This window comes from Caballeronia glathei (assembly GCF_000698595.1).
In the GTDB taxonomy this organism is placed as follows: domain Bacteria; phylum Pseudomonadota; class Gammaproteobacteria; order Burkholderiales; family Burkholderiaceae; genus Caballeronia; species Caballeronia glathei.
In genome coordinates this window covers 49,356-72,082 of sequence record NZ_JFHC01000006.1, presented here as the reverse complement: position 1 = coordinate 72,082, position 22,727 = coordinate 49,356, and the positions used below count along the sequence as shown (strand labels likewise).

At 68.0% G+C, this 22,727-nt stretch carries 21 protein-coding genes; 3 read left to right on the top strand and 18 right to left on the bottom strand.

What is annotated here, in order from left to right; all coding sequences use genetic code 11:
- Positions 1 to 67 precede the first annotated feature (67 nt).
- Together BG61_RS06505 and BG61_RS06500 are read left to right on the top strand one after the other, a co-directional pair.
- On the top strand, positions 68 to 859 hold the full coding sequence (locus BG61_RS06505) for an ABC transporter substrate-binding protein (protein WP_035930609.1): 792 nt from the start codon (positions 68 to 70) through the stop codon (positions 857 to 859).
- Positions 860 to 893: 34 nt separating this feature from the next.
- Positions 894 to 2,135 carry an NAD(P)/FAD-dependent oxidoreductase gene (locus BG61_RS06500; RefSeq protein WP_035930189.1) on the top strand — a complete coding sequence of 414 codons (1,242 nt, stop codon included), beginning with the start codon at positions 894 to 896 and terminating at the stop codon, positions 2,133 to 2,135.
- 17 nt (positions 2,136 to 2,152) lie between these two features.
- On the opposite strand, the gene BG61_RS39170 is transcribed toward BG61_RS06500, so the two are convergent.
- The gene (locus tag BG61_RS39170; RefSeq protein ID WP_051672327.1) at positions 2,153 to 2,839 is read right to left on the bottom strand and encodes an eCIS core domain-containing protein; all 687 of its coding nucleotides are present in this window, start codon (positions 2,837 to 2,839) and stop codon (positions 2,153 to 2,155) included.
- Between the two features lie 431 nt (positions 2,840 to 3,270).
- Between BG61_RS39170 and BG61_RS06490 the strand changes: the two genes are divergently transcribed.
- Positions 3,271 to 3,942, top strand: coding sequence for a glycoside hydrolase family 19 protein (locus tag BG61_RS06490; RefSeq protein WP_035930193.1), 672 nt, complete (start codon positions 3,271 to 3,273; stop codon positions 3,940 to 3,942).
- 23 nt (positions 3,943 to 3,965) lie between these two features.
- Here the strand turns inward: BG61_RS06490 and BG61_RS06485 are convergent, their stop codons facing one another.
- From BG61_RS06485 to BG61_RS06405, 17 genes are all read right to left on the bottom strand, one after another.
- Positions 3,966 to 6,143 (bottom strand): AAA family ATPase, encoded by a 2,178-nt coding sequence (locus tag BG61_RS06485; protein WP_035930196.1) that lies wholly within the window; start codon positions 6,141 to 6,143, stop codon positions 3,966 to 3,968.
- Between the two features lie 10 nt (positions 6,144 to 6,153).
- Positions 6,154 to 7,164: a hypothetical protein gene (locus BG61_RS06480; protein WP_035941607.1), complete on the bottom strand. Its 1,011-nt coding sequence runs from the start codon at positions 7,162 to 7,164 to the stop codon at positions 6,154 to 6,156.
- Positions 7,139 to 7,864, bottom strand: a complete 726-nt coding sequence (locus BG61_RS06475) for a hypothetical protein (RefSeq protein WP_035941606.1) — start codon at positions 7,862 to 7,864, stop codon at positions 7,139 to 7,141. Before BG61_RS06475 ends, BG61_RS06480 begins: the two co-directional genes overlap by 26 nt.
- Positions 7,857 to 8,984 (bottom strand): baseplate J/gp47 family protein, encoded by a 1,128-nt coding sequence (locus tag BG61_RS06470; protein ID WP_035930204.1) that lies wholly within the window; start codon positions 8,982 to 8,984, stop codon positions 7,857 to 7,859. Before BG61_RS06470 ends, BG61_RS06475 begins: the two co-directional genes overlap by 8 nt.
- Entirely contained in the window at positions 8,981 to 11,884 is a 2,904-nt protein-coding gene (locus tag BG61_RS06465; RefSeq protein ID WP_035930206.1) for a putative baseplate assembly protein, read from the bottom strand. The genes BG61_RS06470 and BG61_RS06465 overlap by 4 nt, the downstream gene beginning before the upstream one ends.
- Positions 11,881 to 12,291, bottom strand: coding sequence for a GPW/gp25 family protein (locus BG61_RS06460; RefSeq protein ID WP_035930208.1), 411 nt, complete (start codon positions 12,289 to 12,291; stop codon positions 11,881 to 11,883). Before BG61_RS06460 ends, BG61_RS06465 begins: the two co-directional genes overlap by 4 nt.
- 50 nt (positions 12,292 to 12,341) lie before the next feature.
- Entirely contained in the window at positions 12,342 to 12,989 is a 648-nt protein-coding gene (locus tag BG61_RS06455) for a phage baseplate assembly protein V (RefSeq protein WP_035930210.1), read from the bottom strand.
- Positions 12,986 to 14,056: a phage late control D family protein gene (locus tag BG61_RS06450; RefSeq protein WP_035930212.1), complete on the bottom strand. Its 1,071-nt coding sequence runs from the start codon at positions 14,054 to 14,056 to the stop codon at positions 12,986 to 12,988. The genes BG61_RS06455 and BG61_RS06450 overlap by 4 nt, the downstream gene beginning before the upstream one ends.
- Positions 14,053 to 14,760 carry a CIS tube protein gene (locus BG61_RS06445; RefSeq protein WP_051672325.1) on the bottom strand — a complete coding sequence of 236 codons (708 nt, stop codon included), beginning with the start codon at positions 14,758 to 14,760 and terminating at the stop codon, positions 14,053 to 14,055. The genes BG61_RS06450 and BG61_RS06445 overlap by 4 nt, the downstream gene beginning before the upstream one ends.
- Positions 14,751 to 17,129 (bottom strand): hypothetical protein, encoded by a 2,379-nt coding sequence (locus tag BG61_RS42705; protein ID WP_161783662.1) that lies wholly within the window; start codon positions 17,127 to 17,129, stop codon positions 14,751 to 14,753. The genes BG61_RS06445 and BG61_RS42705 overlap by 10 nt, the downstream gene beginning before the upstream one ends.
- Positions 17,130 to 17,278: 149 nt before the next feature.
- Positions 17,279 to 17,716 (bottom strand): phage tail protein, encoded by a 438-nt coding sequence (locus BG61_RS06435; protein WP_051672324.1) that lies wholly within the window; start codon positions 17,714 to 17,716, stop codon positions 17,279 to 17,281.
- A 7-nt stretch (positions 17,717 to 17,723) separates the two neighbouring features.
- Positions 17,724 to 17,942 (bottom strand): DUF6760 family protein, encoded by a 219-nt coding sequence (locus tag BG61_RS44805; protein WP_035930216.1) that lies wholly within the window; start codon positions 17,940 to 17,942, stop codon positions 17,724 to 17,726.
- The gene (locus tag BG61_RS06425; RefSeq protein WP_035930619.1) at positions 17,894 to 18,256 is read right to left on the bottom strand and encodes a hypothetical protein; all 363 of its coding nucleotides are present in this window, start codon (positions 18,254 to 18,256) and stop codon (positions 17,894 to 17,896) included. The genes BG61_RS44805 and BG61_RS06425 overlap by 49 nt, the downstream gene beginning before the upstream one ends.
- A 2-nt stretch (positions 18,257 to 18,258) precedes the next feature.
- Positions 18,259 to 18,705: a phage tail protein gene (locus BG61_RS06420; RefSeq protein ID WP_035930219.1), complete on the bottom strand. Its 447-nt coding sequence runs from the start codon at positions 18,703 to 18,705 to the stop codon at positions 18,259 to 18,261.
- A 14-nt stretch (positions 18,706 to 18,719) separates the two neighbouring features.
- On the bottom strand, positions 18,720 to 20,027 hold the full coding sequence (locus BG61_RS06415; RefSeq protein WP_051672323.1) for a phage tail sheath family protein: 1,308 nt from the start codon (positions 20,025 to 20,027) through the stop codon (positions 18,720 to 18,722).
- 31 nt (positions 20,028 to 20,058) lie between these two features.
- A complete protein-coding gene (locus tag BG61_RS39165) occupies positions 20,059 to 22,002 on the bottom strand; it encodes a phage tail sheath C-terminal domain-containing protein (RefSeq protein ID WP_232256088.1) in 1,944 nt (647 codons plus the stop codon).
- Positions 22,003 to 22,043: 41 nt separating this feature from the next.
- The gene (locus BG61_RS06405) at positions 22,044 to 22,658 is read right to left on the bottom strand and encodes a Pvc16 family protein (RefSeq protein WP_035930221.1); all 615 of its coding nucleotides are present in this window, start codon (positions 22,656 to 22,658) and stop codon (positions 22,044 to 22,046) included.
- Between the last annotated feature and the right edge of the window lie 69 nt (positions 22,659 to 22,727).

Sequence of the window (22,727 nt, the reverse complement as noted above, 5' to 3'; positions counted from 1 at the left end):
TATATTTCATGTCACGCCTGCGGCATTCGCCGCGCGTTGTCTTCCAACACACGACACGGTGACCACGATGAACCGGAAATTGTTTTGCCTCGCGCTCGCAGCGAGTCTCGCCTTCACGATCGGCGGCACCGCGCAGGCGCAGCCCGCGTCACAGACGCTCAGATTCGGCGTCGAGGCGTCCTACCCGCCGTTCGAGAGCAAGACAGCGTCGGGTCAGCTGGAGGGCTTCGATATCGACATCGGCAACGCGGTGTGCCAGCGCCTCCAGATGAAGTGCGTGTGGGTCGAGAACAGTTTCGACGGGCTCATTGCAGCGCTGCAGGCGCGCAAGTTCGACGTCATCAACTCCGCGATGAACATCACGGCCAAGCGCCGCCAGGCCATCGACTTCACGCCGCCCATCTACATCATGCCGATCCAGATGATCGCGAAGCGCGGCTCGGGACTGCAGCCGACTCCCGCGAGCCTCAAAGGCAAGTCGGTCGGCGTGCTGCAGGGCTCGACGCAGGAGGACTTCGTGCGCAAGCACTGGGCGAAGGAAGGCGTGCAGGTCGTCACCTACCAGAACCAGGACCAGATTTTCGCGGACCTCGCGGCCGGCCGGCTCGACGGCGCGGTGCAGGAAGTGCAGACTGCGATCGACGGCTTTCTCGCGAAGCCCGAAGGCAAGGACTTCGATTTCGCCGGGCCGGCCGTCTCGGATCCGGCGACGCTCGGCGAAGGCACCGGCTTCGGCCTGCGCAAGGGCGACACGGCGCTCAAGGCGAAGATCGTCGCGGCGCTCGACGGGCTCAAGAAGGACGGCACGCTGAGTCAGCTCTCGCAGAAGTATTTCAAGCGCGACATCATCGCGAAGTAAGGGGCGCCCCTTCACGGACCCCGACAAGGAACCTATGGCTCAGGACGTCATCGTGCTCGGTGCGGGCATCGTGGGTGTCAGCGTGGCGCTGCATCTGCAGCAGCGCGGGCGGCATGTGGTGCTCGTCGACCGGCGCGCGCCGGGCGAGGAAACGAGCTTCGGCAATGCGGGGCTGATCGAGGCGTCGTCGGTGGTGCCGTATGCGTTTCCGCGCGACTGGCGCACAGTGCTGCGCTTTGCGCGCAACGATTCGACCGCGCTGCGCTACGACCTGCGCTCGCTGCCCTCGTACGCAACGTGGCTCGCACGCTTCTGGTGGGAATCGGCGCCAAACCGCCTGCAGGCGGCCGCACGCGACATGCTGCCGCTCGTCGCGCGGTGCGTGGCCGAGCACGACGCCTTCATCGACCGCGCGGGCCTGCGCGAACTCGTGCGGCCGACAGGCTGGCTCGAAGCCTATCGCTCGCGCGCGTCGTTCGAGAAGGAAGCGCCCGATGCCGAACGCATCGCGGCGGCGCACGGCCTGCACGTCTCGATCCTCGATGCCTCGGCGCTGCGCAGCGCCGAGGCATCGCTCGCGCCGGGCTATGCGGGGGCGATCCACTGGGCCGATCCGAAGAGCGTGTCCGATCCCGGCGCGCTGACTAAGGGCTATGCGGGCCTTTTCGAACGCGAGGGCGGCACGATCCTGCGAGGCGATGCGCTCACGCTGGAGGCGACCGGCCGCGGCTGGCGCGTGCGCACCGCGGACGGCGTAGTCGAGGCGCAGGAGGCGGTCGTCGCCCTCGGCGTGTGGTCCGATGCCGTGCTGCGCCCGCTCGGCTACCGCATGCCGCTGATGGCGAAGCGCGGCTATCACATGCACTATGCAAGCGAAGCGGACGCGCCGCTCTTGCGTCCGGTCGTCGATATCGAAGCGGGCTACGTCGTCGCGCCGATGAAGCGCGGCCTGCGCCTCACGACGGGGGTGGAACTTGCCTCGCGCGAGCGTCCGGCGAACCCGGTACAGCTGGATCTCGCCGAGCGCGCGGCGCGGCCCGTCTTCGGACTCGGGCAGCGTCTCGACGACAAGCCGTGGCTCGGCCTGCGCCCGTGCACGCCGGACATGCGGCCCGTGATCGGCCCGGCAGGACGCCATGCGGGATTATGGTTCGCGTTCGGCCATGCGCATCACGGCCTGACGCTCGGGCCGGTCACGGGGCGTCTGCTCGCCGAGATGATGAGCGGCGAAACGCCGTTCACCGATCCCTCGCCCTATCGTCCGTCGAGGTTCTAGCGCACGCAGCGTGCGTGCTAAAGCGTCTCCTCCTTCTTGTCCTCGTCCCCGGCCGGCGCTTCGGGCTGACGGTCGAGCGCCATCTCGCGGTTCACCCCCGGCTCGTGTTCGTCGCGCATCACCGCGCGCGCCATCGCGTCGGCTTCGGCTTCATGCGGATCGTCGGGCTCGCTCACCGTCATCTTGCGCTGCACGCCCGGGCCGTTCTGCTGGACCACGTGCGTGAGTTCGTGCGCAAGCAGTTCGCGCCCGTTCGACGAACCGGGGTCGTACTGCCCCTGCCGGAAGAAGATGTCCTGCCCGGTTGCGAACGCACGCGCGCTCAGGGTCTGGTTCAGTTCGTCGGCGCGCGCGTCGGTATGCACCCGCACGCCGCTGAAGTCCGCGCCGAACGCGGGCTCCATGCGGCTGCGAACGGAATGATCGAGCGCCTGTCCGCCTCCTCGCGCCGAATCGATGGAGCGTTCGACATCGTCCATCGAACCCTCGCTCGCGGAACGGCTCAGCATGCGCGCGACGTACTGGTTGCCGTATTGCATCTGCAGGGTCAGCAGGGAACGCTGGCGGGCATCGCCCGCACGCGCGGGTGCGGGCGCGTGTTGCGCGATGGAGTCGCCCTCGCCGGCGCGCTTCGCCTGCGTCGCGCTGCGTGCCATCGACGGCTGCCCGGCGCGCACCCTCACCCATGATTCACGATCGTCCATGATCGAAGACTCCTTGCGGATCGCACGAGAGCGTGGCGGCCGCGCCCACGATGAGCACGGCCTGACCGGCTATTGAACATCCGCTTAACTGCCCTTGCGCCTCGCGGCACGCATGATTGCGTCATCATTCGCGCACGCGTCATTTCGGGTAACGAACGACACCAGTGCTTCGACTTTCATTGTAGAACTTCCGCAGTGTGATGAATGCCTCATATGCGCTCATCCAGTCGATGCCGCACCGTACGTTACGTGCTAAAACGATAATCAGGCCGTCGTCCGATACCTTCCCCCGGATCGCGCACGTGGCCCGTCGCAAACCACCCCAAAAAAGCGGTCCACTCCAACACTGGCCTTGCGGCACTTCGCTGATTCACACCTTGCCCGATGCGCGGTGACGGTGTGCCGGATGGCTTTCTGATGTGGAGAACAGCATGGACCAGGCAACGTTCATGGCGGCGACAGGCGCCTCGCAGGCGAGCGCCGATTTCTGGCTCGCGCCAGTCATGAGTGCAATGGAGCGGTTTCAGATCAACACCCCCGCGCGGCAGGCCGCGTTTCTCGCGCAACTCGCCTATGAGAGCGGCACGTTCCCGCTGCCGCCGATCGCGGAGCGATTCAACTATTCGGCCGACCGTCTCGATGCGGTGTTCTCCGTGCTGACGCCGGCCCAATGCAGCGCGCTCGGACGGCAGCCCGGCGAGACCTGCGTGCCGCCCGCACGCCAGCAGCAACTGGCCAATATCGTCTATCAGAACCGGCACGGCAACGGTCCGGCCGCGAGCGGTGACGGCTGGACCTATCGCGGCTCCGGTCTGATCCAGCTCACCTTCAAGGCGAACTTCGCGAGTGCCGGAGAGGCCATCGGCGTCGATCTCGTCGCGAACCCGGAGCTCGTGCGCAACGACGCCGACACCGCCGCGCTCGTCGCCGCCTGGTACTGGCAATCGCGCGGCTGCAACGAACTCGCGGACGAAGGCGACTTCCGCGCGATCACGGGCAGGATCAACCCCGCGCACGAAGGCGAGCAAGGGCGCAACAGCGCCTTCGAGCTTGCGAGCAACGCGCTCGGCGTGCAGTCTTCCGACGGCAGCGCCGTCGTGTAGCGGACGGGCCGCAACGGCGATGTTCATGACGGCGGCGGCGCGTGCCTGAACTCGCCGTCGCCGACGAGCTTGCCCATCTTCTGATACTCCCGCTGCGTCGCCGCGATGAGATGCGTCATGCGGATCATGTCGCCGTCATCGGCGGCGAGAAACGCGGCGGCAAGCGCCACGTTGCGGATGTTGCCGCCCGTGAGGTTGTAGCGCCGCGCCATCAGCGCGAGATCGAGCGCGGGGTCGCGCGGCGTGTGCTCGGGCAGGATCGAGAGCCACATGCGATGCCGGTCGCCTTCGGTGGGCAGCGGAAAGTCCACGGTGAACTGCAGGCGCCGCACGAACGCGTCGTCCATGTTCCGGCGAAAGTTCGTCGCCAGTATCGCGATGCCCTCGTATTCCTCGATGCGCTGAAGCAGATAGCCGACTTCGATGTTCGCATAGCGGTCGTGCGAGTCCTTCACCTCGCTGCGCTTGCCAAAGAGCGAATCGGCTTCGTCGAAGAAGAGAATGGCGTTCGCGGTCTCGGCTTCGTCGAAGATGTGCGCGAGGTTCTTCTCCGTCTCGCCGATGAACTTGCTGATCACGAGCGACAGGTCGATCTTGTAGAGGTCGAGCCCAAGCTCCGCCGCGATGATGCCCGCGGCCATCGTCTTGCCGGTGCCCGACGGTCCGGCGAACAGGAACGTGAGCCCCTTGCTCGACGCGAGCTTGCGATCGAAGCCCCAGTCGTTGAAGACCTGGTTGCGGTACTTGATGTGATTGCAGATCTCGCGCAGCTGGGCGACACGGTCCGCGGGCAGCACGATGTCGTGCCAGTCGAAGCGCGGCGTGATCTTGTGCGCGAGCGTCGCGAGCGTGCGGTTCGAATTGAGGCGGCATGCATCGTAGAGATCCTGCGAGCTCACACGCGCGTTCTGCGGATCGCGCCAGCTCGCGAGGCTCGCCGCCGTGCGCATCGAGGCTTCGATCTGGCCGGGCGTGAATTTGAACTTGGTCGCGATGCCGGTCAGATCGAGCGCCGGGGTGGCGACGCGATGAATCTCCGCTACCAGGTGCCACAAGCGGATGCGCTGCGGCACCGCGGGCCGCGACACCGTCACGCTCACGTAGCGCGCGCCCCTTAGTGCGCTGCCAGGCAGCCACGGCGTTTCGCCCGCGAGAAAGCTCGGATGCGGCGCTGACCCGGCGACGCGCAGGCACGCCTCGAGCGCGCTGCGCCGCTCCGCGGCGAGAAGCGTGTCGAAGCCGTTCCAGTAGAGCGCCGCGTTCGCGAGCCGCGCCTCGCGCGCGATCAGATCGAGTGGCGCCACGAGGCTGCCGTCCGCATCCGCGTGCAGCCGTTCGAGATCGGCGACGAGAAGCGGCAGCCCGCGCTCGTGGCACACCGCCCGCGCGATGCTGCGCTTGCCCGCACCGGGTGGCCCCTGCAGATGCACGACCATGCGCGGCCCATCGGCGGCGGCGCGGGCGATGCCTTGCAGGCCCCGCCTCGTGTCGTCGTCGAGCACCAGGGTGTCGAGGCTCTGCGCATCCCGCGAGATCTGCACGCAGCGCGCGATCCGCGCGTCGGGCCGGTCGGAGCCGAGCAGAAACGACACGATGCGCTCGTCCGCCCTGGCCACCTTGCCGATGAACGGCGGCGAAGGACGCGCGGGATCGTCGAAGACTTCGATGAGGCGCGCCGAGCGCAGCGGCGCATCGGCGGCGAACCGCTCGCGCACGTCAAAGCGCTTCAGCGGGTCCGGCTCGAGCAGCGAAAGCACGAGATCGATGCTGGGGCGCGTCTTCGTCACATCGTCCTGCAGGTACGCATAGAGCTTTTCATAGCGCGTATCGAGTTCCACCGCGAGGCACACGAGCAGAATGCCGACATCCAGTTCACTCAGCGCGAAAAGCCGCGCCAGCCGTTCGAGCCGCAGGTCGATGCCCGCATCGAGAGCGAGCCGCTTGCGGGCCGCCGTGCGTTGCGCGAGCGACGCATGCGCCTCGAGCCGGTCGCGGCGCGGCGCGTCGTCAGCGAGCCATGCGGGCATGCCGAGCGGCGCGGCGAGCAGCGCGTCGACCTGCTGCTCGGACACATAGAGGCCGCGAAACTGCTCGTCTTCGGTCTGGGCCGCGCGAAACGCCGCGACGTGCGCGCGGATCAGCAGGTCGACGCGCTCCAGCTCCGCGAGCAGGTGTTCGAGCGAATGGGCAAACGCGTGCATCGCATGCTCCTCAGCCGATGACGGACGCCACCTGCAGGAGCGCCGGATCGCAGCTCACCTCGACCGCAACGAGCGACACGCGCGTGTAGCCGCTGCAGCGGATTTCGATGGAGAGCGTCGAGGTTTCCAGATGAATGTCGCCGCCTGCGATGTCCCATGTCCTGTCGTAGGGACCGCCCTTCACTTCCTCCTTCAGCACGCTGCGCGCGATGTGCTTGCTCTTTTGCGCGTCCCATCCGCCGATGAAGAGTTCGACCGTCATCTGCGCCTCGTTCTGCTCGCCCGCGACGCGCAGGCGCAATACCCGTGTCACGCTCGGCGCAAGCGAGATCGCCATCGTGCCGGCCGCGCCCTTCGTGTTGGGCTGCCGGTCGATCTCGCGATGCGAGCGCGCCTCCGTCGGCCCGACGCGAAATGCCGGCGGGGCCTCCTCCTTGTCGGCCGGGATCGGCGTCGGGCGAAACGGCATTCTGAGCCAGCCGGTGCGCAGATGGTCGTCGAGCGCCTTCGCGCTCACGCACCCCGGCGTGAGGAGCGTCTTGAGATACCGGCGGTTGGCGGTCGTGATGCGCTCTGGCGTGACCTGGCTCTTGTCGTCGAGCTCGACGGTCGCGAGGATCACGGCTGCCTCGGCTGCGCCCACCGCCGCCGAGAGCACCGCGTAGCACTTGCGCGTGCGCCGCTCGTCGTCGCCGCCGGCGGGCGTGTCCTCTTCGTCGTAGACGAGACTCACGACCAGCACCGCATTGGCCGCATTCGAGGACAGATCGAGCTTCTCCTCGCGTTGCAGGTCGATCTCGTGGCCACGGCCGTCGATCGCGAACCCCGGGCTCACGACCACCTCGTTCGCGCCCGCGTGCCGCACTTCGAGACCGCGCACGATGCCCCAGCCGTGCAGGTTGAGCGAGTGACGATAGCGCGCGTTCGCGTGATAGCGCTGCTCCGCGATGAAGTCGTCCTCCAGCAGCAACTGGCCGCGATAGTACGCAGGCTTTTTATTGATGAGCTGTCTCTTCTGCATTTGCTGTGCCTCTTCGTAACACCAACTCGTACTCGGTGTGCGCCGGCCTCGCGAAATCGACGATGGCGCGCACGCGCGCTTCGAGTGCCTGCCACGGGTCGTGCGCGCCCTGCTGCCCGGCCTCCTCATCGTGCGCGGGCAGCGCGCCTTCGCGGATGAAGATTTCCACCCTGAAGCGAAACGGCTCGTCGGCGGCGAGCACGGAATCCTCTCCGAGCCGCGCTCGGCCGATCAGAAAGCCATGCAGCGGCGCCTCGTCGATCGAGAGCGTGCCGATCTCGTCGAAAGAGAGGGCGAGCAGCGCTTCGAGATACTGGCGCGTGCCGCGCCTGCCATAGAGCGGCACGATGCCGGCGATGATCTTCCTCACCCTCGCCGCGGAAAAATGCCGGTACGGGCCGAACGCCACCCACTGCGCGAGCCAGGCGAGAAAGCACTCGGGCGCGCCCTCGCGTGCGTGCGGCTGGATCTGGTACGGGCCGTCCTGCGTCGCAAGCTGCGCGGACGTCGACACGCCGAGCGGCGCGAAGAGGCCGGGGATCGCGTCGATGCGCTCGGCGATCGCGGGCGCCGACGGGTCGCCGCTTTCGAGCAGGACCGCCTCGAATGCGCCGAGCAGCGCACGCAGCTCGCCGGACTCGTCGGCTGCGCGGTAGATCGCGGGGAGCGCCGCCATCAGGCGGCCGGTGCGCTCAGCCATGATCGCGTCCTCCTTCGCGTTCTCCGTCGCGGCCCCCGCCGATGGCGTGGACGCCCCCCGGCACGAGCACGACGCGCAACACTTCCCACGGCTGCAGCACGACCGACGCGAGCGTGCCCTCGCTGTCGCGTATCAGCCGCGTCGCGCCGAGCCCGCCCTGGCCGCCGATGCGCGTATCGACGCCCACCGTCGAACTCGCGCCGATCTGCACGCCGAGATTCGCATCGGGTGCGTCAAGTTCGGTGCCGAGCGTGAACACGGTCACGTTCTCGACATAATCGACGCCCGCCACGCGGTCGATCGCCGCGGCGATCTCGGACAGATGAAGCGGCGCGCCGAACGCCGGGGCTTCACCATCCGCATCGCCTTCGTCCCCGCCCGCGCCGAAACGCTCGCGCAGTGCGATGGCGATCTGCGCGAGCGCCGCCTCGATCGACACGCCCGGCCACAGTGCGACCTGAAAGCCGATACCCGCCACCAGCTCGACGGGCGCGACCACATGCAGGCGCGTCGTCAGCAGGCAGCGCGGCAAGAGGTGCGTGCGCACCGCGTCGCGCAGTCTCGCCGCTTCGTGCGGCGGCACGTCGGCGGGCGGCGCGATCACGACGCTCACATGCCCGCGCGCGTCCACGGCGCCCGTGCGCATCCGGCCGCCGCTCAGGTCCGCATTCGCGATGCACCGCACCCGCACGCGCCGCTCACGCAATACACGTTGCGCGACGTCGAGCGCAAGCCGCTCGAAGTCGCGCGGCGTCACCGCGCAGTCCATGTGGGCCAGTTCGCGGACGGTTTCGTCGATCGCGCGCTTCAGTTCCGCTGCCGGATCGACGATGCCCCGGGTTCTGCCCGCGGCATCGCTCGCGAGCCCGTCGAAGTCATGCTCACCCTTGAGCAGCCGCAGGAACTGCAGCTTTGCGGCGGGCGTGACGCGCCCGATGCGGTAGAGCAGGATGTCGGAGAAATAGGCGAGCAGCTCGACGAGCGTCACGCCCGGGTCCGACGGATTGTGGTCCGTCCACTCGGGCGCGTACGCCGGCAGCAGCGCGAGGCCCTCCCGAACGAGGTCGTCGAAGTCGAGATCGTCCGGGTTGCGGCCGAGAGCGGTGGCTGGCGTGTTCATCGGCTGGCCCGGATCGTGTGGCGGCCCGCGCTGACGAGGAAATCGCCGCTGCGCCGCAGATCGCGCGCGTCAGCCTCGAAACGCAGCCGCAGTGCGCGCACGTGGTCGATGCCGTCGATTTCATCCAGCGCGGCGAGCAGGTCCGATGCGTGCGGCTCCTTGCCGAAGGCCCAGCCATCCCCGCCCGCCCCGCCCGTGAGCGGATGCAGAAACGCATTCACGCGCGCCTCGCACGCGGCGATCACACGCTCGGACGACGCATCCGGCGCCACGGCCAGTTCCGCATCGACCGCGACGCGCAGATACGCCGGCCCGAGCAGGATCAGTTCGACGCCCGCCGGAGCGCGCGCCTCCAGATAGGTCTTCACGCGCGCGAGAAGCGCAAGCGCCGGCTGCGGCTCGGCTGCCGCGACGTCCGGCACGATCACCACGCTCACGGCGCCCCGCGCGCTCTGCGCACGCGAATCCGCACGCGACAGATCGCGCCCGCCCCGGCACATCGCGCGCATGACCTCCGGCGACGCGCGCAGCGCGAGATCGGCGTAGTCGTCGGCGCACACGGCGCGGTCGCGATGCCTGAGCCGCGCGAGCGCCGCGCGCCGCAGCGACAACTCGCTCTCCGTGTCCTGGCCGCCCGTTGCGGGATCGCAGTTCGTGACCGACTCGACGTACGGAATCGTCGTGCGCAACTGCGCGATCGCGTGCGGCGGGCGGTTGCCGCGCGCCCCGCCGCCCGCGCTGTAGCTGATGCGAATGTTGTTGCCGCCCGCGGGCGGGATGCGTCCGTGCCGGCCGTCGCCGAAGCGCACGGTCCCGGTGAGGCGGTCGAGGACGAATGCGCGCGCATCGTGATCCGACGCACTCAGGTCATCGACGCACTGCCAGCGCACCCAGTCGCGCGTGAGGCCCCCGTCGCCCTCGCGCACGTCGAGCCGCACGTCGCCGACGACCGGCCTGCGCGCCGTGCGCAACGTCTGCGCGGGGCGGCCGTTGCCGGACCCGAGCAGTTCGCGTTCGAGGCGGATCGCCTGCACGGCGGGGACGGCGTTCAGCACGATCTGGCGTATCGCCATCGCCGCCGATGCCGACGCCGCGCATGTAGCGGCCGGCTCGCCGGTCACGAGGCGCAGCCAGACCAGTTCCGCCTGCTGATCGAACACGGCGCCGTGCCAGCGCGCCACGTCATCGCCGACATGCACGCTCACGAAGCCCGGACGGCGCAGCCCGCCCGTGCGATCGACCACCGCACACTCGCGCCATCCGTCCGTGCCGCGCACCTGCCATCGCATCGTGCGCGCGGCTGCCGCGTCATCGCGGTAGACGGCCCGGCCCTCGCATGGTGCAAGTCCCATGTAAAGGCTCAGCATGCGCCCGGCGAGTTGCGTGGGCGCTGCCTTCACGCCGAGATAAAGCGCGAGCCCCGCCACTTCCGAAGCGGGGAACGGCGTGAGCGCAAGGCGCCCGTGCGTCGCGGCGGGATCGAAACACGTCTCCTCCAGATTGTCGTCGACGACAATCCGTTCGGGTTCCACCGGTCCCACGTTCAGCGACATCGTCGCGCGGATCGACGCAATCGACGGCGGGGCGTCGGCGGGAATCGCAAGGCTCTCGATGACGCGGCGCCCCGTGGCGTAGCTCCCCGACACGAGACGCGCCCGCAGCCAGCCGCTCTCGACGTTGCCGATCACGCCTTGCGCCGCATCGCCGGGAAGCGTGAACGAGACTGTGCCGTCGTTGGTGAGCGCGTGCGTCCTGTCCTCGGCCGCAAGTGCTTGCCAGCCACTGCGCGTATGGCTCTCCCACACGACGCGCGGTTCGCCGTCGCGCGTGACGGGCGCAATCGGCGACGCGTCGGGGGCGGCGTCGGCGGGGTTGGTCAGCCGGATGTGCAGCACCACCTGCGCATTGCCGATGCCGAAACCCTTCGACGCCAGATAGAACACGTCGCCAAAGCGCGGACGCTCGCCGAGCGGGTAGAAGTCGCGTGTCAGGTCGAGCGGCATCCGGCCGGACAGCGCGGCGTCCGGTAGTGCGTCCTCGAGCGCGCGCCGGGCGGACAGGCGCAGGCGCGTGATCGTCGCGGGCGCGGGCGCAGAACCCGGGGCCGCATGCATCGCATCGCTGGAGCGAAGGCGGCACGTGAGCCAGCAGCTTTCGGTGCCGCACATCGAAACCGCGGCGAATGGCGGCGGCGCGTCGAACGCGATCTCGCCGCTTTGCGCGAGACCGGCCGTCGTGTCGCGCAGCGGCGTGAGCGCGACGAACCCGGCTGGCGAGCCGATGCCCCATTCGACGGTCGCGTTCGGCGGCATGGCGCCCACGTGGCCCATCTCGACCTGCACGAGGACGCTCGCGAGATCCGGCGCGCCGAGAAGCGACCGATGACCCACGTGCATCGCGCGCACGAGCGGCACCGCATGCGAGAGAATCGTCGCGCCGGGTGCGAGCCCTTCTGCCGACACGACGCCCTGCGCCTGCGCGATCACGCCGCGCGCCCCGTCCACCGCGAACGACTTTGCGAACTCCGCGCGCAGCACCTCCAGGTCCTCGACGGTCTGGAACACGACCGGCTCGGTGTCTCCGGCAGCGGGCGGCGCCGCGACCTCGGTGAACTTCGGCACGACGGGTACGGGCGCGCTCGCTGGCGCACGCGCGGCCTTGAACACGAGCGGCGCGTGAGCGGGCACGGCCGGCTCGGGCGATGCGCCGAGCATGTCGACGAACGCGCGCAGGTGCGTTTCGGGCACGCGGTCGAGCCGCTCGGCGAGCACGTCGCAGTAATGCGCGAAGACCTGTTCGAGCGCCGCGCGCAACGGGTCCTGCAACGCGTCCACGGGCGGCGCCGCAGCGCGCGGTACGAGTCGTTGCCTCATCACGAGCGGTGCGGTTGCGGGAGTCACGCGAGCGGCCTGTCGAGATAGAACGGATACACGAGGTTGAAGCGGCTGTCGGTCAGGCGCACGCGGTAGTCGATCTCGATCACGAGTTGCTCGCCGTGCTCGCCCGCGCCGGACGCCTCCACCCGCAGCACGTCGATGCGCGGCTCCCACGCGGTGAGCGCCTCGCGCACGTGGAACGCGGCCATGCCCTGCGTCGCGCTTCCGTTGACGGCGAACACGAGGTCATGCAGCCCGCAGCCGAAATCCGGGCGCATCGCGCGCTCGCCCTTCGCCGTCGAGAGGATGATGAAGATCGACTGCCGCACGCACGCCTCGTAGCGCGCCTCTGCAATGCGCGGCTTGCCCTCGCCGCCATCGGCGAGCGCCACCGGAAAACGCCAGCCCACCCCGAGCACTTCAGCAGTCATCGCCTGCTCCTCCCGTGCCGCGCGCCCGCTGCAACGCTTGAGGCCACGCGCTAGTTCAGGTTGATCATTGCGGCCTTCAGGCTCATTTGCGCGCTCGCGCTCACGTCGACGGTGGTCGCCGCCTGCACCTTCACGTCCGCCTTCGAGTTGATCTCGACACCGACGGCGTCGATGGTCAGCTTGCCCGTTTGCGAGCGGATCGCGATGTCGCCCTGCGCCTCGATCGCAATCGTGTTGCCCGCTGCGCTGATCACGATGCGGTTGTTGCCGGTCTTGTCGATGATCTCGATCTTCTCCTGCCCGTCGCGGTCGCACAGCCGCACGACGTGGCCGCTGCGCGACTTCAGCGTGCGGTTGTCGTTGTTGCCGTCCGCATTCGACTCGGGCGGTGTGTCGCGGCCGTTCCAGAGCGAGCCGATCACATACGGATGCTCGACGCTGCCATGCTCGAACGCGACCAGCACTTCGTCGTCCACTTCCGGCAGGAAGTACGCGCCGCGCCCGTTGCCCGCCATCGTGCTTGCAACGCGTGCCCAGTTGCTTTCATCGCTGTCGGCAAGCCATGGAAAGCGCACCTTCACGCGATGCATGTCCTGCGGATCATGATTGTTGGTCACGATCCCGATCACCACGCCGAAGTAGCGGCCGTCGGTGTCGGTCCGCGCAAGCAGGCTGTGCAGCAGGTCGTCGTGCATCATGTGGCGTTTCTCCTCACGGCGAAGCGTGTCTGATAGCCCTTCTTCGTTGAAAAGCGCTGCTCGGTGGATGTCACGTAGTAGAGGCCGCTGAAGCGCTCGCCGAGCCCCTCGATCTTCACGACGATGCCCGCGCGCAGCTTCGGCTCGCCGATCGAGAGCCCTTCGCCGCGAATGTAGCCCAGCGCCATTTCGCCGAAGCGCTGCCTCGCCACCGCGTCGGCGTCGGCCTGGCTCTGCACCGGCGCCGCGACGCTCGCGCTGCCCGAATGCCCGAAGATGTCCGCCACGCTCGACGGCCCCGACGCCTTGCCCGCCATCAGGCTCTTCTCGTCACCCGCCGCCGCGCGCCCGACGATCGCCTTCTTGTCGTTCGCGTCCCAGCCCTTCACGAGCATTTCCTCGACCTGCCCCATCGTCGTGAGGCGCGGGCGGAAGTCCAGCAGCTCGATTTCGCGGCGCAGCGTGAGCGCGGCGCTGGCGTCGATCCTGCGCGGCCGGTAGACGAGCGTGCGGTCCACGACGAAGACCTCGTAGCCAATGCGCCGCGCGCGCGCAAGCAGAAACTCCAGGTCGGTCTGGTTGTGCTGCAGCACATACGGCAGCGTGACGCGCGAGTCCTCGGTCTGGGGCGTGAGGCCCGCTGTCGCGGCGAGCTGGCTCGCGATGTCGCTGTCCTTCACGTCGGTGAACGAGCGGGTCTTGCGCTCGCGCATGAGCCGGTGGCGCCGGTCGTAGCCGCGCACCGTGAGCGTGGGCGGGGTCGCCTCGGGAAACGCCGGTTCGAGACCCGTGATCTCGCCACTGAAGACGGTGGTCCTGTTGTCGCGATAGCCCAGTTCGATCTCGACCGGATTGCCTTCGCGAAAGAGCGCGTCGTCGATCCACTTCACCTTCATCTCCGCCGTGCTGTAGCAGCTGAGCGAGAACGTGAACATGCCCGCCGCATCGACGTCTTCGAGGACGCACACGTCGATGAGGTCCGCGGCCGCGTCGCCCGGCAGCGGCGCGCCGTTCACGCGCACCGCGAACTCCGGCGCGAGCGTGTCGAATCCGTCGCGCGCGTTCATGGCTCCTCCGCGTTCGGACCGGCGCCCGGCGCGATGCGCAGTGCGGGCAGCAGCAGCGTCGCGCCGGGCGCGAGCGCGAGCGGGTCGTCGATGTCGTTGGCGGCCGCGATCTCGCGCCAGCGCCGCGGATCGAGATACTCCTGAGCCGCGATGCTGGCGAGCGTCTGGCCGCGCTTCACCACCCAGACCTTTACGACATCCGCCGACATCAGGTTCTGCTTCTTCAGGTCCTTCGCGTTGCTGCGCCACTGCATGAACGTGCATTTCGCGGTCGCGCGCACGGGCACGCCGTTTTCGAGGAACATCGTGTACTGCTGGTCGAGCTGCTGCAGCACGCCCTGAAAGATCACGCCCTGCTCTCCCCACTTGAGCTGGCAAACGGGCGGGCGATGCTTGTCGCCGCGCACGATCGTGAGCTCTAGCAGCTTGCTCGTGTGCTCGTAGACGCTTCTTTTCGCGGCGCTCGCGGTGTCGTAGGTGTCGAAGAAGAGATCGACGGTCAGCGTGGCCGGCTGCGCCGTGGTGAACTGCAGCTCTGGGCTGTCGCGCTTGGCCGCCTTCTGGCTTTGCCATTGCACGGAGCGGGTGATGCCGAGGCTCTTCGGATTGAACATCGCGACGATGCGGTGCTCGCTGCTGTTCTCGTCGAATTGCAGCGTGCCGCCGGGAAGCTCGACCAGGATCGCCAGCTTTTCTAGGGCCATGATGCGAACCCCCGACGCTCGCGTTCGACCGCGAGCCTGTCCATGATGATTCGCCACGCTTCGTCGGCAAGCTCGGCTGCGTCGCGCGTTTTTTGCGGAGGACCCGCGTGGGCGGCTGGTGTCGTATTGGGCGGCGACGGCTCCGGCTCCGTGGCGGGCACGACGCCGTACTCGTCGGCGAGGCGGTCGACGGGTTCTGCGCCGGTTGCCGGTGCCGTTGCCGGTGCCGTTGCCGTTGCCGGTGCCGGTGCCGGTGCACCGCCGGCTTCGCGGTGTGGTGCGTTTTCGGAGAATTTCAACGGCAGACTGTGCGGCGCGGGGTCCGGGAATGTCGCAACTCTCGAAGGCGCCTGCGGCCATGCGCTCCGGGATCGCCCAGCGGGAATCGCCGCATCCGCGGCACGATCGACGATGCGCACGCGCGACGCCGCGGTCAGCGATAGCGTTCGCGTTTCCGTTGCGCCCTGCGTTTGTTGCGGTAACGCGTGGCGTGCGGTCTCGCTGTGCGTCGGGCGTTGAACGGCGACAGGCAGGGTCGTGGCAACGGACGGCGCTTCCAGCCCGCGCGCGGCAAATCCGGGCGTTGGAAAACGCGCGTCGTCGCGCTGCGTCTCGGCCTGCGAGTGACTGGTCCGCCCGGCATGTTGCTCTGCATGTTGATCTGCAGGTCGCGCCGCATCGGCGGGAGGGCTCGCGGTCGTTCCGCGCGCGAGCTGAAGCATCCGGGCCTCGGGTCCTGCTGACGGTATCGATCGTGCGCTCAGCGGCGTACTCGCTGGCATCGATTCAATGTCGCGCGACGGAGCCGCTTGCTCCCCGGGCAAGGTGGAGCCGGTCCGGCGTATGGGCATGTCGGCGACCGGCAGTGACCCGCGCGTGCCGGTCCGGGAGCCGTCGATACTGTCCTCTGCACGGGCGATCCGCGCGTCCGGCATAGGGCGATACGTGTCGTCGGGATCAGCAGGAGTCGTTGATGCGCCACCGCCTGCGCGCATCACGCGGGCATACGGCGTTCGATCGAACGAGTACGTCTCGCGCTCGACAGTGGAATCGTACGATCCATGCGGCGTTTCGAGGTCCGATGCCGACGCTGTTCGCGCGATCGAATCCGCGAACGCTGCCGGATGCGGCTCATCATGCGTCGCTGTCGCAACTCGATCAGGCGTCGCAGAAACGCGGCTTCGCATCCCGCGCCAGGCACTCTGCAACGACACTTCGGTTTCCGCGCGCTCCTGATCCGGAGAGGACGTCATGCCGAAGACGCTGCGCATCGCCATCGTCAGGGGCCGTTGCGTGGGAAGCGAAACGGCCGGCGCCGTCGCGTACACGGCGTTTGAATCAGGATGTGCGACGTGAGCGCCCATGAGCGAAGCGGCGACGTGTCGCGCAGACGCGCTCTGGCCGATGGAACCCGGCGCGCGATCCATCGACACGTCAACCGAACGCATCGACATGCCGCTACCCGGAAGAAGGCTCGACCCGCGTTGCTGTTGCCCGTCGTATGGCACTGCGCTCGCGCGAGACAGACCTTCGTACATTGGTATCCCCGGTTCGATCGATACTTTCTCAGCATGTCCCCGGTCCTGTTTATCGCTCAGACCTTGCCCGTATTGCCGATCGATATGCATCGCACGCACTCCATCCATGAGCGTTACGCCAGCCGCACCGTGCGAGCCGCCTTGCGCGCTGACACTGCCTGATGGGTGCAACGCGATCGGCATACGATCATGCCCCTCTGAAGACAAGCCGGCTTCGCGTCGCGCGACATCGAGGGCAGCAGCGATCGGTGTGCGTGAAAGCGTGGGCGCTGGCGATACGGCGGGCGCAACGACATCCGGTGCATCGCGGTTGCCCGCATCATGCGCATCATGGAATTCACAGTGCGGCTCGCTGCCGATGAAACCACGCGCGTCCTCCGCGACGAAGCCCGCAACGGGCGCAACGTCCATGCCCATGACCGCCGCGCGCGCGACGACACTGGCATCCGGCGTGCTGACCGCGCGCGAGGGCTGCAAGACCGCGCGCCCTTGCAACCCCTGTGCTGCGATATTCGCGCGGCGCGCGAGTTTCGTCGTGATTCCGGCCGTACTGCCCTTGTTCAAGGGCGACGCGGCAACAGGTTTTTCGACGTCCTGCTCAGCCTCAGCCACGGGCCCGTACGAATCCGCCGCCGGCAACGCCCTGTCCGGTTCGTGGACGTCATCGGCATTCGCCACGCGCTCGAACACCGCGCGCGCAAGCGGCGGCGCATGCTCCGGTTCCTCGCCCGGTTGCGGCGGAGAACCGGCCGCGACACGGCGCGCGATCACGAACCCGCCACTCCATCCGCCCGCCTGCGCACCGTCGCGCCCGGCCACGCGGCGCAGCATCGCCTCGGCAAATCCCGCGTGTCGCGCATGCACCGCCATGCCGAGCCCGCGACGATGCGCGCCGCGTGCCCCGCCGATCAGCGCGGCCGCCGCATGCCGCTCCCAGATGGCGCGGCCAAGCGAGCGGGCGTCGGAATCGGATGCGCTCACTAGCTCACTCCCCGGTGCACCAGATCGATCGCCTCGAACGCAATCGCGGAACTGGCCGCGCGCAGCTCGGGCCCCGTCCACTTGACCGGACACGCTTCGCGGAAAACCCACTTGAGCCCCGCGTTGCCCTGCCGGTCGTTGATCACGATCGTTACGTCGCGGCGCTCGATCCTGCCCTGCGTCACGCCGAGATACCAGTCCCACAGATGCCTGAGATCGCCCATGCCGCGCTTGAGCACGAGCCGGGTCGGAAACTTCGTCGGCCCCGCGAGCTGGCGTTCGCAATCGTTCACGCCGCCTTCGCGGAAGGTTTCGACTTCGGTCTCGATGACAAGACCCGACACCTCGCTGAAGCCCGCGACCACGCGCTGCCTGATCGCGACCGAAAACGCGAAGCCGAGGTAGAGGCGGTCTGCATCGCTCACGCTGATAGCCATGGCCGTGCTACTCCAAGCGGTTGGTCTGTGCGTCGTTGATGCGCTCGTTGATCTTCGCGACCTCCTCGACCCAGCGCCGCCGCTCGAGGTGATCGAGCGACATCAGCTGCGCATGGGGCCAGTGAAAGTGGTACGCGAGATAGGCTACCTCCTCGAAGATCTGCTCCGGGCGGTAGCCTATTGCTCCCCCGATGCATCCACCTCCACCTCGAACTTCTTCTCGCATCCGGGGCACACCACGTGCAGCCGGTTGTGCCCGTTCGCGTTGATGCGCCGGTACAGGTCCTCCAGATGCGCGAAGTCGGCGGCGAACAATTCCTCGACCACGCGCGGGTTCACCTGCGGCAGGTCGCCGAGACGCCGCACCACGCGCGAGAGCAGGATCACCGCGAGATAGCCGGGATTCGACTGCACACGCGGGTCCTTCATCGGCGCGATCTCGTCGTTCGCGGTCGCGAGGCGCATCACGCCCTCGCGATGCACGTTGCCCTCCGCGTCTACATAGCCGCGCGGCAGCGTGAAGGGGAATTCGGTCTGCATGCTCATTTCGTGCGATCCAGCCCTTCATGCGTGATTTCGAGCGTGTCGATCGCGACTTCGTTCGCGGTCGCGTTGAAGGTCGGCCCGGTCCACTTGGTCGGCCACGCGGCCACGAAATCCCATTGCGCGACGTCCTTGCCTTCGTCGTCCATGAGGATGATCGAGCCGTTCTGGCGGGCATCCTTGATCTTGCCGTCCATCACCTGCTTGCGCCACTTCCACAGGTCGAGGTCGTCCGTGATGCCGCGCTTCAACGTGATGTTCGAGAACTTCTTCAGGCCCGGCAGCTTGTGAATCGTGAGTGTCTTGTCGTCGCCTTCGCGGTAGTCGATCGGATCGGTCGCGGCGTCGAGCCCCGACGCCTCGCGAAATCCGGCTCGCTGTATGCCGCCTATCTGCACCCTGAACTTGAAGCCACGGAAGGGGTCCCTGCGATCTCCGGTTGCCATGGTCTGTCTCTCCTCTATGCCTGCGCAGCGGGTGCGGTAACGGTCACGCCATTCGCGCTCTGCGTGATCCGGACTATGACGAATTCGGCGGGCGCGACGATCGCGAGGCCAGCCTGCGCGACCACCCTCCCGGCGTCGCGCCCTTCCTCTGAATTGGTTTCGGCATCGCACTTGACGAAGAACGCCTCCGACGCATCGTCGCCCTTTAACGCTCCATCGCGATGGAGCGTGCGAAGGCAGCCGCTCATGCGCTCCTCGATCGCGGTCCACAGCGCGGGATCGTGCGGCTCGAAGACGAGGTCGCGCATGGCGTGCCCGAGTTCGCGCGCAATGCCGAGCACGAGCCGCGTGGCGTTCACGTAGAGCGACTCCGGGCGGTCGCTCAGCGTGCGCGCGCCCCACACGCGAATGCCCCAGCCGGGCCATTCGCGCAGGCAGTTGACGCCCGCTTCGTTGAGCGCGGCCTGCTCGCCGTCGGTGATGTCGAGCGCGAGGTCGAGCGCGCCTTCGACCAGTTCGTTGGCCGGCGCCTTGTGCACGCCGACGCGCCGGTCGCTGCGCGCATAGATGCCCGCGACATGACCGCATGGCGGCACGAGCATCGTCGCGGGCGCGGTGCCTGGCGCATCCGGCGACGGCACGAGAATCCACGGGAAATAGAGCGCGCCGTGCGCGGCCGGCAGCACCTGCCATTGCGCGATCGCTTCGCGCAGCGCGGGCGTCAGGCTGCCGCCATCGGTTGGCGGCGATGCGCCGCACGTGGAGGGCAACGCGTCGAGAATGGCAAAGCGATCGCCCATGCGCCCGCAATGCTCGACCACCTGCCTCTGCACGTCGAGCACCCGCTCGTCGAATGCGCTGATGGCGGGCATCATCGCATCCGGCACGCAGACGAGATCGATGTCGTCGAGATCGTCCATCACGCCGCCTTGCTCGAACACTCCCGCGAGCACTTGTGAAAGATGCAGCGCATGCAGGTCGGCGTCGGCGTTCGCGGGCTGCGCGATCTCCGCTTGCACCGGCACCACGACGCAGCGCTCCCCGCCGTTTTCGAAGAACCCCCGCACGGCGCACGACAGGAGGCCGCTTGGCCGCGCCCCGGCGAACGCCATGCGAAAGCGTTCCCACCGGTCGAACCGCCATGCGCGCGGTGCGTCGGCGGGCAAGGCACCGCGCGGCACGAGCCCGGCGAAGACCGGCACGCCCGTGAAGCGCGGCGGACGTCCGGCGAGCATGTCGGCGCGCCAGTCGATATGAAGGCCGGGCGTGCGCCACGCGCCATCCGCGGCGTGCGCGCTATCCCGAAGCGTCTGCGCTCTCATGGTTCGATCCGAAACGAGTGGCTCGACGCGCTCACGCCTTGTTCATCCCGGTCGATTGCGTGATGCGGAAGATCACGAACTCCGCGGGCCGCACGATCGCCACGCCGATCTCGCACACCACCTGCCCGACGTCGCGCACCTCCGGCGGATTCAGCTCGGCATCGCACTTCACGTAGAACGCCTGCTCGGGCGCCGTGCCGAAGAGCGCGCCCGTGCGCCACACATTGGTGAGAAACGCGGTGATGTTCAGGCGGATCTTGCCCCAGAGCGCTTCATCGTTCGGCTCGAAGACGATCCACTGCGTGCCCTCCTCGATCGACTTCTGCAGGAACAGGAACAGGCGCCGCACGCTCACGTATTTCCACTCGCTGTTGGCGTCGCCGCCGATCGTGCGCGCGCCCCACACGGTGACCGCGCCGTTCATGATCCTGATCGCGTTGACGCCCTGCGGATTGAGCTGTTCCTGAATCGGCTTGCTGACGTAGTACTTCACCTCCAGTGCGCCGCGCACCACGCAGTTCGCCGGTGCCTTGTGCACGCCGCGCTCGGTATCGGTGCGCGCGTAGATGCCTGCGACATGCCCGCTCGGCGGCACGTAGGTGAGCCCGCGATACTTCGGCGCGACCTTGCGCCGGGGGTCCAGATCCTGCAACTGCTTGGCAGGATCGACCACCTGGATGTGCGGAAAGTAGAACGCGGCGTTCTTCGACACACGCGGCAGCGCGGGCTTGGTCGACGCGCTCGAATAGTCGAGCTGGTCGATGGCGAGATCCTCGTCCTCTCCGTTGTTGACCACCTCCCGGCTGTCGAGGATCGCGAAGCAGGTCCTGCGCTTCTCGACACGGTCCATGAGGTCCGACCACACGCCCGGCAGCTTCGGCAGCCCCGGTGCGGCGATGATCGCGAGGTCGTCGATCGATTCGAACTGGTCGAGCGCCTTTTCCAGCTGGTCGAGCCTCTCGATGCGCGCGACGAACGCCTTCGTTCCGCCATTGCGGAAAAAGCCGTTGAGCGCATGCGTGAGCGCGTGGTGGCCCGGATGCAGCGGGCTGAAGACCCACCTGTCGGGATTCGCCGGCGCCGGCTGATCCGGCTCGGACCGATACGCCGAGAACGAGCCGAAGCGCCGCGTGTACTCCGTGAAGTTCGTGCAGAATTTCGTTTCGCAGACAGGCACGTCCACTGCGACCGGCTGCAGGATGAACGGCTGCAGAAACGACGGGCCGACGAGCTTTTCGACCTCGTCCGGATCAGGGTCCCTGAACGCCTCATCCTCCGTTTCGACGGGCTTTTTGCCGCCTTCCTTCACCGATCCGGCGCCTTCTCCCCCGGCCGCCGCAGTCGCCGCCGCGGCCGCGGCCGGCTTCGCGGCTTCGGGAGGCGGCGTCTCCTTCGTGCTTGCATCGTCGAAGGCGCGCTGGTTGTCGTCGGCCGCTGCCTGGAGATCGCGTGCAGCGGCACGCGCGTCGAAGAGCGCCTGTTGGGCAAGCGTATTCGCTCGTTCCGCGGCGGCGAGGTCGTCTTCGAGTTTTTCCTTCGTCTCGGCGGTCGCGTTTTTCAGTGCATCCTTTGCCTTGCCGAGTTGTTGTTCGGCGTCGGACGCCGCCGTCTCCCGCTTCGTCACTTCCGTGCGCGCGTCCTGCGCCTTCGCACGCATCGCCGCCTGCGCGGTGGAGTGCCGCTGCAGCTTGGCCTGAAAGTCGACCTCGGCCTGCTTCGCCTGTTCCGCGAGCGCCGCTTTCTCGGCATCACCGAGTTGCGTGCCTGCCTGAAGCTTCGCCGCGATCGCATCGCGCTGGAGTTTTGCGCGCGCGAGCACCGGGTCATAGTCCGGATTGGGCACCGGAACATAGACCTTCGACGGCACGATGCCGATAAAGCCGACCACGTTCGTGCCCACGCCTGCGATCGGCTGCTGCGCAGACGGAACCTCCTCCACGTAGACGCCAGGAGCGGAATAGGTAGCGCTTGACATAGACAGGTCCCCTTTCAGTCAATACCCGCCAACACGAAAGCTCACGCATCCGGGCGCGCAACCGCGCGGCCGAGCGCAACGTCGAAATAGAAGTCCTTGCTCGTGACGAGGCGCACCGCTTCGGGCATGCCCACGTCCACCGACAGCGTCACCGTGTAGTTGATCGCCGCCTTCGGCTTGCCGCCCATCGCCTGCCAGAACTCGCCGAGGCTTTGCAGCCGCCCCGGTTGCAGCGCGCTCACCGGCAGCGGCAAATCGCCCGCGGCGAGACTGCCGCGCAGGATGTCCCGTGGCAGCGTGCGATGCCGCAACAGCGCGCGCATGACTTCGCCCAGCAGGCGATGCTCGTCTTCGGCCGGGCTCGCGAGTCCCTCGCGCGGCCAGGCGGTGATCAGATACGACGCGTCGACGCGCACCGGGATCGGCATGCGGTGCGCCGTGCCGTCGCGATGGCGCTCGAGGTACGCATCGTTGCTGCGCAGCTCGAGATTCTCGCGGACGTCGTAGAGGAACAGGTCGATCGCGGGCGTCGTGACCGATTGCGGCGGGAACTGGTCGTCGGGCGCCTCGAAGCTCACCTGGATCTGTTCGCTCAGTCCGGGGGCGAGCTCGCGCCTCAGCAATGCCGCAAGCGTCTCGTCGAGGTCGTCGATCATAAAGCCTCGTATGCCGTCCCGGTGTTTTCTGCCACAGCATCCCGACGGCTGACGGGCCCCGGTCGCGTG